The sequence below is a fragment of the Myroides sp. LJL115 genome (assembly GCF_054871665.1).
Genome location: NZ_JBTXLS010000098.1, coordinates 1 through 1,183 on the forward strand (window position 1 = coordinate 1; position 1,183 = coordinate 1,183).

Annotated in this window: 1 pseudogene; it reads right to left on the reverse strand. The window is 34.7% G+C overall.

The features are described from left to right. Positions 1-902 (reverse strand): annotated as a pseudogene (locus tag ACYSNX_RS13075) (hypothetical protein); the annotation flags it as partial. Positions 903-1,183 lie beyond the last annotated feature (281 nt).

Genomic DNA, 1,183 nt, shown 5'->3' on the forward strand with positions numbered 1-1,183 from the left:
ACAGGTAAATGTAAAGAATTATAACTAATTTTTGTAATATTTTTATTTCTATCTACTGTTAGATTACCAAATACATCATAGGTATAATCTGCGGAAGTTGTGGTATTACCTTTTTTAAATCCTTCTAAGTTGCCACTAGCATCAACTACTTTAGAGAGTTTATTACTTCCTGCTTCATAACTATAGGTTAAGTTATCTATCTGAGTGACTTTATTAGCTACGGAGGCTCCATTGCGAGTTAGTTTTAAAATATTGCCATTCTTATCGTAAGTAAGCTTTTCCCCATAAGGAGTATCATTACTGCTTATAGTTAAATCAGGATCTTTTAAAGCAGCAAGGGTAAGGCGATTTAAGCGGTCATACACATAACTATAGCCTCTTTTCTTATTATCTAAAGAACTCCTATAAAGCTGTTCGGTAATATTTCCGTTGTATAATCCAGTAGTACCTGTTATGCCTTGTTCTATTTTATTATAGTTTAACTTTAAAGCAAACAAAGAGCGCTTACCATTAGTGGTAATATCTAAATTGTTAACATCATTTACCTGTGTTAACCATCCTCTTATATTATACTTATAATTGATTTCTTGTAAAAAAGTATTTGCTGTAGTGGCGCTTCCGCTACGCTTACCTCCTACTCTTTTAGCCTGTAGAGCCCCTAGCTCATCATAAATATTTTCTGCTATAACCACTTCTGCTAAAGTCCCTACTTTATGGGTTTGATATAGTAAACGATTTTGATGATCATAGACGAAGTTTTCCAAAATAGATACATCTGTGGATGTAGCTAATCTTTTATGTGTAGTGCGAACTAACTCTACATTACCAGCAAAACCATACTTAGTATCTATGTGAGTACGACCACCAAGCTCTAAGCCTGGCGTTTTACTTTTTAAAAGCAAGAATTGTAAATCCGCAGGTCGGGTTCAGAACAACAGAGTAGTATTACAGCGCCTCTAATATTATATTAGAATTATCTAATGGGAGTGTAACATGAACTGTGTCATCTCCTGTTTCCAAGCCTTGGGGCTTAAGCCCCAAGGCTTGGAAACAGGATTTTTTTTACGGCTGTAATCTATCCCCAAATTTAATATAAAGCTGAGACATTGTCAAGCCCCAATTGCGAATAGGCATAGTCCATTTTTTAGATACATCTTTGATGGCTAGATAGACTAGTTTTAAT